The organism is Marinoscillum luteum (assembly GCF_044005705.1).
In the GTDB taxonomy this organism is placed as follows: Bacteria; Bacteroidota; Bacteroidia; order Cytophagales; family Cyclobacteriaceae; genus Marinoscillum; species Marinoscillum luteum.
In genome coordinates, this window is sequence record NZ_JBIPKE010000020.1 from 232,687 (window position 1) to 246,791 (window position 14,105).

Sequence of the window (14,105 nt, forward strand, 5' to 3'; positions counted from 1 at the left end):
ATAAAGATTAGACTCAAACCAATTTAAAATTCAACAACCATGACTCAAGATATTTTCGGAATCCAAAGAAAGCTTTCCTCCCCACTTGGCGAGCACAAGTACTTTTCACTAAAGGCCCTTTCGGAGAAAAGAAGTGAGGTAAAATCACTTCCATATGCCATTCGGATCTTACTGGAAAATGCCATTCGAAACTATGATAACTTTTCGGTGACTGAAGCACATCTGGAGTCCCTGCTAAGATGGCAAAAAACTGCGGGTAAAGATGATATCCCTTATTCCCCTGCGAGGGTATTGATGCAGGATTTTACAGGAGTCCCTGCAGTGGTAGATATAGCATCCATACGCTCTGAGGTAGCAAGGAAGGGTAAAGACACTGAAAAGACCAACCCTGTGGTCCCAGCTGATATGGTCATCGATCACTCAGTGATGGTGGAGTATTTTGGCACTCAGAGCTCCTACCGGAAAAATGTGGATCTGGAATACCAACGTAACGATGAGCGATATAAGTTGCTCAAATGGGCGCAAAAAGCATTCACCAATTTTGGTGTGGTCCCTCCGGGCATGGGCATATGCCACCAGGTAAATCTGGAATACCTCGCCAAGGGTGTCATCGAGCGGGATGGGTACCTGTTTCCTGACACTCTGGTAGGAACTGACTCACATACCCCGATGGTCAATGGTATTGGTGTACTTGGCTGGGGTGTTGGCGGTATCGAAGCTGAAGCTGCCATGTTGGGTCAGCCTATTTACATGATTTTACCGGAAGTCATCGGACTGAGACTTACAGGTAAAATGCGTGAAGGGGCGACTTCCACAGACCTGGTGCTCACCGTCACCCGGTTACTGAGAGATTACGGAGTAGTTGGGAAAATCGTAGAAATCTTCGGACCTGGCCTGGAGCACCTGACCGTACCTGACCGGGCTACCATCAGCAATATGTCGCCCGAGTTTGGCTGCACGGATACCCATTGGCCAATCGACGATCAGACCCTGGCCTACATGCTGAAAACCAATCGATCCAAAGCTCATGTGGAAATGGTGAAAGCCTATGCACAGGAAAACATGCTTTGGAGAGATCCACAGGACGATATTCAATACACCGACCAGATTGAGCTCGATCTTGGCACTGTGGAGCCTACCATATCTGGCCCGAAAAGACCTCAGGACAAGATATTATTAAAGAATGCTAAATCACAGATCATAGACCTGCTGAAGGAATCTCACAGTCGTACCTATATCCCTGTAATGGAGCGCTCCGGCAACTGGGCCAATGAAGGAGGCACTACCGCCGAGCCGGTCACCGTGTCATCGGGCATACGCAGTGTTCCTTTGAAAAAGGATGACATCAGCTATAATCTATCAGATGGAGCGGTAGTAATTGCTGCCATCACTTCTTGTACCAACACATCGAATCCAAGTGTGATGATCGGTGCCGGCTTGGTGGCCAAGAAAGCTATTGAACGTGGCCTGAATGTGAAACCCTGGGTAAAAACATCTTTGGCACCTGGCTCAAGAGTAGTCACCGACTACCTCACCAAGGCACAACTTCTACCCTATCTGGAGGGGCTCAAGTTTCATACTGTAGGCTATGGCTGTACCACCTGTATAGGTAACTCAGGGGATATGATTCCAGAAGTTCAGAAAGCTGTCATAGAAAACGATCTGGTGGTGTGTTCTGCACTCTCAGGAAATAGAAATTTCGAAGCTCGAATTCATCCCAACGTCAAAATGAATTTTTTGGCCTCACCTATGCTCGTCGTAGCTTATGCCATTGCCGGCAGGATGGATTTTGACATGAACAATGAACCCTTGGGTACAGACCCCAATGGACAAGAAGTCTATCTGCGGGACATCTGGCCATCTCAGCAGGAGATCAATGAAATCATGGATGTGGTGGTAACCCCTGAGGATTACAAGCGAACTTATGAAACCATCTTCGATGGAGATGAAGCCTGGACGAAACTACAGGCTCCGGTAGGCAACATCTATGAATGGGACGAACGATCAACCTACATTCAGGAAGCACCATTTTTCAAGAACATCTCTGAAGAGGTCCCTACACCACAGGACATTTCAGGGGCACGGGTGTTACTCCAACTGGGAGACATGGTCACCACAGATCACATTTCTCCGGCAGGTAAGTTCTTACCCGAGCACCCTGCCGGCCTCTACCTGACGCAACATGGGGTCTCCCCAAAAGACTTCAATTCATATGGGTCGAGAAGAGGAAATCACGAAGTGATGATGCGAGGCACCTTTGCCAATGTGCGAATTAGAAATAGACTTGCCACGAAAGAAGGCGGCTGGACCATCTATTATCCCACAGGAGAGGAAATGACTGTCTTCGATGCAGCCATGAAATACCAGGAAACTGATACGCCTCTGATTGTGATTGGAGGAAAAGAATATGGTTCGGGATCATCCAGAGACTGGGCCGCTAAAGGAACTACTCTTCTCGGGGTAAAGGCAGTCATCACCGAAAGTTATGAACGCATCCACAGATCCAACCTGGTGGGGATGGGGGTACTGCCACTTCAGTTTATGGAGGGGGAAACACAGGACACGCTGGGCCTGAAGGGAGATGAAACCTTCGATATCCATGGAATCTCCACGGACCTCACTCCCGGAAAGATTGTTGACATCACTGCATCAAACCCGCAAGGTGATGTGGTAAAATTCCAAGCCAAACTACGGCTGGACTCTGGTGTGGATGTCGAGTATTATAAACACGGCGGCATTCTTAACTACGTACTTCGTCATTTCCTGAAAGGGTAATCCTAAGGGCTGAGCACTAATTATATTACCGGTTTGGATTATCTGATACTTCTCACCTGCTCTGTTAAAAAGAAAAAAGGCCAATGGATCTCTCCATCGGCCTTTTTTGAAAAAAACATAATAATTCCTAGAACTAATAGATCGTGCTACTACTCTTGTTCATCAGATACCTGATTTCAATCGTACCAGCCGAAGGGCTTTCAATAGTCTGCAACAATTGCATTTTCACATAATTCTGAAAAACAATTGCAAAATCAGTTACAGTACCATCTGAGCCAGTCAGTGTAAGTGCTACATCTGTAGCCACCCACGTACCAACAGAAGCAAATCCGTTGTTATCCTCCAGAACATAACTACCATCACGCTCTAAAGTGAACCTGCTGATAATATTACTTGGATTCGTCTGATCATTCACATAAACTTCGCTAACCGTCCAAGTTCCGTACGACATTTGAGTCGGGGTGGGATCCTCAGGATCAGCGCAGGAGATGGCCAATATGGCCATTCCTGCTATGATTATATAATTTAATAGTCTATTCATGATTCTTATTTTTTAACGATTCGAATGTTTTCAACTTGTTTTCCCTTCACAACCATCATGTTGTAAATACCATTCTCAAGATCAGAGATATCGATTCGCTCAACATAACTCTCCTGATCCTTAGTGAACTCACCTGAGATCACTACCTGACCAGAAAGGGTCATAATCTGAACCTGATATACTCCAAAATGCTCGCCTGGTACTTCCACATTCACAAAGTCAGCAGAAGGGTTAGGGAAGGTATTCGCTACAATTCGACCATTGCTGGCAGAACGTCCTGCAGCAGGTGCACCTGCGCCAACATCAACCGTACTGGAAGTAATCGTACAACCATCGTCAAATGTCACTTCCACAGAATATGTGGCGGCATCCACTACGTTAATGGTGTTGCCAGTAGCATTCCTCATCAAAGTACCATTGCGATACCAAGACACCTCGTAACCACCAGTGCTAGACACCTCAGCAGTAATCTCCGTTCCATCAAGTTCAAGAATCACCGCATTAGGAGTGGCTGTTCCTCGAGCAGAAGAAGACACATCTGAACAACCGGAACCATCTGTGTAACTCGCCTCAACCAGCAAAGCTACAGGTTCAGTCAATCCTGAAAGTGTGGTGTACACATTGGTACCAGAGCTACCTACAACCGGAGATCCGATCTCTGCACCAGTCTCTCTGTTGATCAGTTGATAAACAGTAGATGAGTTGGTGCTGCTCAGATAAACAGTAACATCTCCAGTCGCACAATCAGATCCATCAGTGTAAACATTGATGTTTGGATTGGCCTTGGCACGCTCATCTATCGTGATGATGTTCGAACGAGCACTTTCACATCCAATATCACCAGTCTCAACTGTCACAGAGTAAGTACCACCATCATTGATCAACAATGTATTGGAAGTACTAGGCTCATCAAACATTGGAGACCCGTTGTGATACCAGTTGTAGAAAGCTGCACCAGCATCTGCTGTAAGGGTAAGGTTAATCTCACCTGCGCAGAAGTCAACATTCGTAGGCTCTGCTATTCTCACAGCAGCGGGCTTCTGATTGAAGTTCACTACTACCGAAGGTGTAGTGTATACACAAGGAGCAGCAAGTTCTATGTCATCGACACCATAAGTAACCTCAGCATGAAATGTACCTGATGCTTTCACTACCCTTGAAGTAGAATTGGCATTAGGGATAGCTACGCCATCTCTGTACCAGGTATAAGTAGCACCAGAAGTGCTCTCATTATTCACCCAAAGTGTGAAGTTATCAGAAGAACATACTTCGATCTCGTCACCGTCTTCATAGTTTCCACCACCGTTGTAGTAACCAAGCATCAGGTCATCTTCTGTTTCATAAACAGTCACATAGGTGTACTCAGAGTAATCGCTGCCACATCCGTTACCGAATGCTACATTGGATACTCTCACACGGTACGAACCATCATCAGCCACTTCCAGCGTTTCGCCATTACCTACTACAGTACCACTATTGTACCATCTGTAGAAAGGATAACCAGCAGGTGCTGATAATGTAACAGATCCACCTTCGCAGAAGCTGATGTCTCCAGACGCAGTAATTACCGGTCTTTCTTCTACTGCTTCGTTGATCGTCATAGTGAAGGTCTCAGACACTGAAGTACAAGCATTCTCTACTTCAACTCCACTCCACTCCACATAATACTCACCGCTCTCAGTAATCTCGAAATTGTTGTTAGTATAACCATTGGTACCCGCAACATCTCCATTTTTGACGTCATATACTGCGCCATCTTTGTAAAGGGTCAATATTCCAGATATCTGACCTCCATAATAATTATTATCATCTTCAACAAAGACGTAGATCACATCATCTCCACAATTCGTCAGAGTTTCACCGTCCTCAATATAATTATCAGCATAGGAACTACTCGAGTACTCATTATAATAGAAAGTACTCAAATAAACCTGCTCGAAATTGTTGTTCTCAATCACAACACTTTCTGAAGAGGAACTAGCACATCCATAAGCATCAGAAGTAGACACGATAGGATAATTGGATACTCTTACACTGTAAGAATCCGCTTCATCTACCGTAATGGACTGCGTGATCTCACCGTTGCTCCATAGATAGTGTGCAAAACCTTCAGGTGCTGAAAGTACCGCAGTACCATCACCACAACTGATATCGTTACTTACTACTGTGATCTCTGGTGTCTCAGCTTTTTCAAGCACAGTCACATTCATAGCTATAGTTACATAAGAACATTCACCTTCTGTGATCCTGGCAAAATAAGCGCCGGATACTTCAAAGTTGTCGAAATCGTCACCATCAGCCTCTACGGGATTGTCAAAGTTATCTCTGAACCATTCTACTTCACTATCATCAGCGTCGTAGTTAGCCAGGCTTAAAACCACGGTTTCATCATCACCAGAACAAATGGTTTTGGTCTCACCTTCGGTAACTTCAATCGTTCCCGATGTGGTATAGCGATCTCTCAACAAGACATCATTAGGAGTAATATTAATCTCAATCGAACTGTTGAAAGTATGAACATTACACACGCTACCTGTGGAAGTTCTGGATGTCACTCTGAGCGATAAGTCAACGGCCTCTGTTAAATCACCAAGCTCAATAGTTGAGCCCGACTCATCGTCATACTCCAATGAAGCAAATACAGTATCAGCATTCAACACTTCATATAAGAAGTACATTTGAGGGTCGTATAGATAAACAAATGCCTCAGGATCACACTCAGAAACATTACCACCACTATACATACCAGCAGAAGTTCCTTTCTCTATGGGTGCAACTATCTCCACCTCATCTGAGTAAACACTCTCACTTTCAAAATCCTTACCGAGATCCTCGAAGGTATCATCATCGGCATATAACTTGAATTTGAAATCCGAATTGTTCTTTTGAACTCCATCGAATTGATCGGCATCAATCAAAGCTGCAGCTACCTGAACAGTCACACTTCCTGTACCTTCAGTAGCAGGGAATTCATAACCCTCCAGATAACCGTGAGAACCACCACCATCATAATAGGCCTTTAGTAGGTTATCAGCTCCAAATCGCCCTCTGATCTCATAATTGATGGTGATATCAGAGGCAAAACATGAGCCAGTTTCTTCCTGATCCACTGAAGTAACAATTAGGGCTTGTGGCTTGATATCCAAAGTAAGATCTGAATAATCAAAGGGAAGGACCTTAGCGTAAGTAAAGCTAATGTCATTAATTACGAACAATCCCTCATTCTCACTTTGTCTCCACCTGAATCGCACGTCATTAGACTTCATCTCATCTGTAACACTATACTTGAGCTCTTCATTAACATAATCCTTCAACGTATCCAATGAAGTATAAGTAGCACCTCCATCGATAGAGTATTCAAAAATCATGTACTGACTTTCGAAAAGATCATCGCCATCAACGTCAAAGTAAGTATTAATAATCAGCAACGAAGTATTCTCCAACTCGCCGGCCTCAAAATCCCTGGTAGTAAGCTTGCGATTAGGAGCATCAATCAGTTGAATCACATCATAATCACCTGCATGATCACTGTAGAAGTCGCCATCATCGATCACAGCATAAGCAGTGTTGATGAAATTACTGACATCCTCGTTCAGGCTTCCCAACTCATTGTCTTCAAGCTCAGACAAGTCCTCTCCAAGAGGGCCACCTTCTGTAATCTGAATTTCAAACTTATCCTCAATCACCACTATTGCTGCTTCACTCTGACCAATAAATGATGGCAAATCAATGGTAATATCCCCCAGCCCCTGCTGTGACATCAGTAGCAAGTCATCATTATAGATAAGGTTTGCATACAGGTTATCGGTATTGAGTGCGGAAGTCTCGTTCTCTACCTCTATAGAGAAAGTAACTGTGCTACCAGCATACAGAATAGTTCCCTGGTCGGCATCAGATTGAAGCTGAATAGCTCTGTTGAAGACATCAAAATCTCCTATCCAGGTATTCTCTTCAAACCAAAGTACAGTCTCTGCTTCGTTACCTACCTCATAGTATACATCCACGTACACATCGTAATTACCATTGGTAACATAGTATGGGATTTCAACTTCACCTGATGTGGTGCCTGCGGTAAATGATGCGATCATCAGATCGTCATCAGTCGTGGGATCAAATACGTCAATGTAGAAGTTAAACTGAGTACCTTCAGGGAATTCGTCCCATGTTAGTTCTTCTTCCTCGATTTCTTCCTCAGTCTTATCCAGGTAAGGACCAAAAGCAAACTCAAATGTAGACCCATTGAAAATCGCTACATCAGGATCCGCCTGATCAAATGAGTAACCATCCAAGTCAGGGAAATAGATCTCGATATCCTCGATTTTATTGTCCTTGTCATACCCAGTATACTTATTAGCATCATCGAACTCAATTTCGATATCATCAATGTTCCATACATTAGATCCTGATCCCAAGTTCAAAGGTTGACTCCATCTGAAATGGGTAGCTTCCGTGATCAATTCTGCAGGAATCTCAATATCATATGTTCCTGAATGATAAATCAGCCCATCGTCAAACATCTGCTCTTCATCTTCTGCTAATTCATAGACCTGTACTGCCGTAAAAGTGACACCACCATCTATAGAAGCCTCTAACCTTGGAACAAGACTCTTAGTAGAGTTCGCGTCAAATGCATCATCCCAGTAGAAGGTCAAAGTAGGATTAGAAGCCACGGTTAGGTCGATTGCCCGTGTCAAAAGAGAACGCTCTCCACTTTGATTGAACGTAAAGGAAGGCTCAGTATCGTCTGTACCTTCTACGGCGATAAAGTCTTCCTCATCTTCTAACTCAATATAGCTTCCGTCAGAATAGGCACCACCGGGAGTTTCCGGTATGAACGCGTCTACCTTGAAGGAATAATTGTCCCACTCCACATGTGGAGGATCTAATGTCTCTTCAAGGTCGTATGGGATATTCACTGTAAAGCTACCAGCACCATGCGTATCACTTGTAGCAAGTACAATGTAATTACCTTGTGCCTGGAACTTCAACGCAAACTCCACATCCTCAGGGAAGAATTGCGCGTTGTAATTGATCGTCACTTCTTCTCCTATTTGGATATACTTGTCTTCCAAATCTGCAACCGTGAGTAATGGTCGTCTGAAATTAAACTCAGACTCATCACCAATTACTTCCAGATACTCAGGACGAACAAATTCTACATTGTATATTTTCGAGCCATATGAATATGAGCCGTAACAACAATAATCGTAAATCACCCGATACTGAAATGTCTCTGAGAAGTACTCCTCCTCTATCAGGTATTCTAAGTCCATATTTTGGTTGCCTCCACTAAAAGTGACATCATCTACCCATTCCCATTCTTCACCATCCGTAGAAACTTCCAGACTGACCGTGAATGACCCATTGTATGATGGCAATGATCGTAGCGTAACAGTAATTTCTCCACCTTGAAGTCCAGACTCCCCACCTCGATAAGTGTCTAGTATTGAAGAAACCGCATATCTCTCACCACTGCCAACAAAATCATCAGGATTGTACCAATATAACGTTCCACTCCAACTATCAAAAACGTTATTCCCATCATTGTCATATATGTTACTCAGGTAACTACCCTGAGTGTACAGATCATATACTGTCTCGTCAAAACCCAGGCTGAAAATACCTGCAGTCACACCGATCTGTACATAAGGATCACTCTCACCATCATCATCAAGATTAATATCAGTTGGCAGAGTTGCTGTAATGGATCCTGTGAAGTCAGATGACATTCCAATAGTAACATACTCTTCCTCATCGTAATCCCAAACCGCAATGGTCAATTCGGCATCTTCGCCTGGCTCACCAGATATATCGTACTCAACTGTAATAGCAGAGCCAATGACGGCATACTCCTCTCCTCCGATAGATACTGAAGGATCGTAGCTAATACCTGTGATAGAAATTCCAAGGTCGTAGATAGGTAGGTAAACCGTTCCGTAATCCACACCGTTCACCATTAGGTACATTTCATAGTCACCCGCTTCAAGAGGTGGTACAGTGAAATCCATGGTGCCAAGTGTCACATCAGCTACTTCTCCTACCAAGATGTCATAGCCACCAGCAATGTCTCCATCCAAGTATAGTTTCGCTCCTGTATTAGCTGGGAATTCACCCGCATCAATTGTCCAATCCAATGTAAGCTCAGTCATTGGATAAGGAACAGTTTCAGAAATATTCAAGGGACTCAAGCTGATTACGGGTTCGTTCAGACTGAAATAGGACTCATCATAGTCAATTTCATCTGCCCTGTTGTCACCAGAATCCATATAAAAAGCATTCAGATACCAGGAATCCTCATTGTCCCCAATATTAGACTCTTGCCTGAATCTGAAGATTACCCCATCAACTAATACAGCCGAAGGAAAATCAAAATCAGCCTCTTCATTATCAGTACCATAAAAATAGAAAGTCTCACTGTAGTCATCTTTGAAAGGTAGATCGTTGAGAACAAATGAGCCAATTTCCGTATACGTAGCCCCATCATCTGTGCTATACTCAAAAACGATATCAGTACCTGCAGGACTGGGCTCGTCATTTAACCTGGCTAATTGGAAACCCATTTTAGGATCAAGAAGACCCGCAAGATTTAAGGCTTGTGTAGTGGCGGATCGTTCGCCAGCTTCATAAAAATAGGCATCACTACCGTCATCTTCGCCACCTACAATAACTGTTTCCTCTTCATCGGGTTCCTCTTCATTCAATTCAGCTACGAAATCCGCATCAAATTCAAAACCAGCATTGTAAGAAGCATCAGCCAATGCATAAGGGACAATCTCAAACCAAAGATTTTCGTTATACGCCATATCTACAGGAGCATCGAAGGTGAATTCCACCAATCCAAGACCATCATCTGTATCAGAAGGTGTTTCACTGATCACTACACCATCTACCACCAAAGCATAGTTATAGTCAGAAACAGTACCTCCATAGAGCGTGCCTGACAGTACCAACTCGTCTCCGGGATAAACAGAACCTTCCAATACGCTAACATTTTCGTTCAACAGGTCGTCTATTTCAAGGGTGTATGAATTGATAAAATAGTTACTTCCTGTTTCTCCATCTATATCATCATAGGCATCACCAATGTTAAATTCGGCAACGTTTCCATCATCAAAAAACATCTCCCAACTCAATTCATTAGTCCCCAGTGTATCTGATCCCACCTGACTGATCTTAATGATGGTAGCAGGAGATTTGGCTGCTTCAGGGAGTGTAAAATCAACCCAGCCATTTCCTCCATAGAAGTTCGATGAGTCAGAATCGTTTAACAAAGTAGAGTAATTAGTTCCTCCATCGGTAGAGTACCTTACTCTCACATAATTATCCTCACCTACACTCGCTACACCCAAATAAACTGACATGTAGACGGGCTCATCTGTATCTAGATCCACAGATGTGCTGGTATAAGACCTGGCTCCCGCACGATAAAATGAAAGACCTCCATCTACGGCTCCTCCTGTATAAGTGTAATTTGAAGCATAGAGTGTTTCCAAGTCATCTTCGAAGGTTGAACCTACAGTTATAACAACGGTTAACTCCACGTTGCCAGTCTCCGGCCACGCAAAGTCAATGTCAATGTCAGACTTTGTAGATCCGGTCACCACGCTACCCAGAACATAATTTTCCTCCAAGGTACCATCCCAGTTGTACACCAACCATAGAGTGGTATCGCCGCCATTATATCCGGAAGCGTCCACGTTGACAGTCGTATCTTGACCCACATAGTGTGTTACACCTGGGTCAGGGGCATCTTGAATGTATTGCCCCGTGGCACTAAATGCAAAAAAGCTCGTCATCATGACCAGCATCAATGCCTTTAGATTCTGCCTAAATAATTTCGTTAATGTTTTTTTCATGTTTACGGTGATTTTAATTAGAATAATTTAAATCCTATTCTGATCGTGTTTTGTGTATTCACACTCGCATGGCTATTGGTAACAGTTCCCTGATATACCTCGCCATCCACTGAAACTTCGTTTTTCTTATCGTTGTAAAATTGGAAGCCAATTTCAGCACCAATATAGAATTTAGAAGATAAATGATACTCAGCACCTGCTCCTACAGCCACACCATACCTGAAATGACCTCTATAAGTATCACTAAAGCCATAATTGGTGCCTGAAGGAATCTGAGTACTTCCACTCACAGATGAACCGGTAGTAGACTCACGGCTGGCCACACGACCTCCAAGAATCACATCCAGTGCTGCATAGGATCTGAATGAACCATCCACTCTCAAATGATACTCACAACCTGGCCTTACCTCAAACTCATTGAGGTTAGTCACCACGTCGGGGGTTGATTGAGTTGTGTTCACGGTCATTCCGAATCCCAACCGGGGAACAATGACATCTGTCACTGCATATCGTGCCCGGAAAGATCCAAAATCAAGAAGAGAGCTACCCGAAAAAGGTGTTCCCGTGATTTCGATGAGCAAATCCCCAGGATCGAAAGTGCCCCCTGCCGATGATTCATCTGGATCATCCTGAGCATAGAGGAAACTCCCGGAAATGAGAATTGCCGTTAAAACCATTAGTAGTTTTTTCATAAACATATTGGTTAGGTGAATAAAAATTTCAGCGGTTATTTTAGTTAAACCAGAGTAAACTTAAGAAAAATAAAACGACTTGTCTATACCTACTTTCGGGTAATTGCTGATTTTTCGATTAATAAAAATTAAAAAAAGTGACCTCTTTATTACAATTAATTTATGTATGCTCTACTGAATAAACGTCAAACCCCCTTATTTTCAATATATTTTGCTTGATCTATGTTATCTTTTTGTTAAATCCATATTTTCGATCAACCCTTATCTTTGCCCCCTAAATCAACCTTACCTAACGATTAAATCCATGACCGCTGACCACAAATCCTTCGATCTCTCCAAAACAGCCTACTTTTTATTAATCCTTGTTAGCACTGTGATCATCCTCATTTACTCGGAGGATTACATTGTTCCTTTCATCATCGCACTCATTGTGTGGTTTATTATTCACGAACTTCGGGAGAACATCCAGCAAATACCCTGGATGAAAAGAAATTGTCCGATGTGGCTCCAAAGTGCGATTGCTTTTATTGTGATCAATGTCGTCATTCTTATCATTATTGAGCTCCTGATGTATAGTATGTCCAACCTGATGAGCTCTTTGGAGCTGTATGAATCCAACCTGGACAAGAGCCTGATGGAAGTAAATGCCCTCGCCGGCATGGATGTGACCTCTCATCTATATAGTTACCTGGAAAAACTGGATCTGACAGAGTTGGCCTCCAGCCTGGCTGATTATATCACTGTTTTGTTAGGTGATGCATTTCTCATCTTACTGTATGTACTTTTCTTATTGATAGAGGAAAGCATATTTCCGGAAAAACTCAAACGGCTGTATCCTTCGGAGAAGCAACAGCGCAAGACCGTCAGGTTATTTAATAAAATGGATCATAACATCAGTCGATACCTCACACTCAAGACTCTGGTGAGTTTGCTTACCGGACTCCTTAGTTATTTCGCACTCATTGCTTTTGGCATAAATGCCCCGATTTTCTGGGCTCTGCTGATTTTTGTACTCAATTATATTCCCACCATTGGTTCACTGATCGCTACACTGTTCCCGGCTTGCTTCGCCATTCTACAATTCGGCGAACTGGCTCCATTTGTTTACATCCTGCTGTCTGTTGGAGCGATACAGGTTATAGTGGGTAACGTAATTGAACCAAAAGTAATGGGTAATTCACTGAATATCAGCTCACTGGTTGTTATACTATCCCTCACCATCTGGGGAGCCATCTGGGGTGTAATGGGTATGATCCTGAGTGTACCCATTACGGTGATGATGATAGTGGTTTTTGAGGAAATCCCGAGTCTCAGATTTATAGCAGTCATGCTCTCTGAAAAAGGTGAGCTCAATGCACTGGAGGAAGACTAATCATCGAGGTTTCCGCGAACTTATCGATACCTTTGATGTTACCAACAATAAAAAGAAATCAACTATGAAAAGATTGAGTTTACAAACGTTCACCATTTTTCTATCCGTAATTGTATTTTATTCTTGCGGACCTTCTAAAAAATCAGAAACCTCTGAAGGTACGGTATCTGCTCCGGTAAAGAAATATACACTTACTAAGGCTCCTGCTTCATTTGACTACCCGGATGCCGGGCTCGCTTTGGTTTCCTCCACCGACAATCTGGACACCGGAGATGTGGCTTTCGAATTTGAGGTCACCAACTATGAGCTGGCCGTTCAAACGCCTGGTGCTGAGACTCGAGGAATTGCGAACTCCGGAAAAGGACAACATATTCATTTCATCCTGAATAATGACCCCTACTCTGCCCACTACGAGTCGGCTTTCACTAAAAATATCCCTGAAGGGAATCATGTTGTGCTTGCTTTCCTTTCGAGATCATATCACGAGTCTGTGAAAAATGGAATGGCTTATGTACTCAAAGAGATTACCGTGGGTACACCCGAAACCACGGGAGATTTTGATGAGACGGCACAGCACCTTTTCTATAGCCGTCCCAAGGGAACCTATAGCGGAGCTGATACAGAAAAGTTGATGCTGGATTTCTTCCTGTTCAATACGGAGATCTCTCCTGAGGGCAACAAGGTGAGAGCCACGATCAACGGAGAAGAAAATTACATTACCGAATGGGCTCCTTATTATATAGAGGGATTGGGCAAAGGAAAAGTCAATGTAAAACTGGAACTCCTGGACAAAGACGGAAACCTCATACCCGGCCCCTTCAATAGTGTCGAAAGAACGGTCACTTTGGAGTAAGTTCTACCCAGGCCTA

Annotated in this window: 6 protein-coding genes; 3 read left to right on the forward strand and 3 right to left on the reverse strand. The window is 43.5% G+C overall.

Annotated features, from left to right (window positions below; translation table 11 throughout):
- Nucleotides 1-39: 39 nt before the first annotated feature.
- Nucleotides 40-2,775, forward strand: a complete 2,736-nt coding sequence (acnA, locus tag ACHKAR_RS18950; RefSeq protein ID WP_395418967.1) for an aconitate hydratase AcnA — start codon at nucleotides 40-42, stop codon at nucleotides 2,773-2,775.
- Nucleotides 2,776-2,908: 133 nt separating this feature from the next.
- Here the strand turns inward: acnA and ACHKAR_RS18955 are convergent, their stop codons facing one another.
- From ACHKAR_RS18955 to ACHKAR_RS18965, 3 genes are read right to left on the reverse strand one after another with little or no spacing between them, the layout of a single operon-like run.
- Complete coding sequence (locus ACHKAR_RS18955) at nucleotides 2,909-3,316, reverse strand: hypothetical protein (protein WP_395418968.1); 408 nt, start codon at nucleotides 3,314-3,316, stop codon at nucleotides 2,909-2,911.
- Between the two features lie 5 nt (nucleotides 3,317-3,321).
- Nucleotides 3,322-11,172 carry a T9SS type A sorting domain-containing protein gene (locus tag ACHKAR_RS18960; protein WP_395418969.1) on the reverse strand — a complete coding sequence of 2,617 codons (7,851 nt, stop codon included), beginning with the start codon at nucleotides 11,170-11,172 and terminating at the stop codon, nucleotides 3,322-3,324.
- Between the two features lie 17 nt (nucleotides 11,173-11,189).
- Nucleotides 11,190-11,864 carry a hypothetical protein gene (locus ACHKAR_RS18965; protein ID WP_159581315.1) on the reverse strand — a complete coding sequence of 225 codons (675 nt, stop codon included), beginning with the start codon at nucleotides 11,862-11,864 and terminating at the stop codon, nucleotides 11,190-11,192.
- 304 nt (nucleotides 11,865-12,168) lie between these two features.
- On the opposite strand from ACHKAR_RS18965, the gene ACHKAR_RS18970 reads away from it, so the two are divergent.
- Nucleotides 12,169-13,236: an AI-2E family transporter gene (locus ACHKAR_RS18970; protein WP_395418970.1), complete on the forward strand. Its 1,068-nt coding sequence runs from the start codon at nucleotides 12,169-12,171 to the stop codon at nucleotides 13,234-13,236.
- Nucleotides 13,237-13,300: 64 nt separating this feature from the next.
- A complete protein-coding gene (locus ACHKAR_RS18975) occupies nucleotides 13,301-14,089 on the forward strand; it encodes a phosphopeptide-binding protein (RefSeq protein ID WP_395418971.1) in 789 nt (262 codons plus the stop codon).
- The last annotated feature ends 16 nt before the right edge of the window (nucleotides 14,090-14,105 follow it).

Bases quoted from the DNA above. Each gene is read 5' to 3' on its own strand.
- ACHKAR_RS18970 (WP_395418970.1), top strand. From the start codon at position 12,169: ATGACCGCTGACCACAAATCCTTCGATCTCTCCAAAACAGCCTACTTT.
- ACHKAR_RS18960 (WP_395418969.1), bottom strand. From the start codon at position 11,172: ATGAAAAAAACATTAACGAAATTATTTAGGCAGAATCTAAAGGCATTG.
- ACHKAR_RS18965 (WP_159581315.1), bottom strand. From the start codon at position 11,864: ATGAAAAAACTACTAATGGTTTTAACGGCAATTCTCATTTCCGGGAGT.
- ACHKAR_RS18975 (WP_395418971.1), top strand. From the start codon at position 13,301: ATGAAAAGATTGAGTTTACAAACGTTCACCATTTTTCTATCCGTAATT.
- ACHKAR_RS18955 (WP_395418968.1), bottom strand. From the start codon at position 3,316: ATGAATAGACTATTAAATTATATAATCATAGCAGGAATGGCCATATTG.
- acnA (WP_395418967.1), top strand. From the start codon at position 40: ATGACTCAAGATATTTTCGGAATCCAAAGAAAGCTTTCCTCCCCACTT.